Here is a 229-nt window from a genome sequence, read left to right as displayed (position 1 = left end):
CCGCTGCGCCCGGCGACCGGCAGCGGCGGCGCAGCGCCGCGATACAGCGCTGCGCGGCGCTGCAGCGCGGCCGTCTCGCGCACGATCACGTCGGCGAGCTGCGCGTCGGTCACGCCCATCGAGCGGAACACGGAACGCTGCAGATGCATCGCGCCCCCCGTTGCGATCGCGCCCATCGCGAGCTCGGGCTCGCACGGCACGCCGGGCTTGCGCACGACCAGCACGTCGA

At 75.5% G+C, this 229-nt stretch carries 1 pseudogene; it reads right to left on the bottom strand.

Going from position 1 to position 229, the window contains the following annotated elements:
* Window positions 1–229, bottom strand: a pseudogene (locus KVT39_RS37645) (phosphoribosyltransferase); the annotation flags it as partial.

Source organism: Burkholderia sp. GbtcB21 (genome assembly GCF_019091065.1).
GTDB lineage: Bacteria > Pseudomonadota > Gammaproteobacteria > Burkholderiales > Burkholderiaceae > Burkholderia > Burkholderia pyrrocinia_C.
This window is presented reverse-complemented; position numbering and strand designations above follow the sequence as displayed.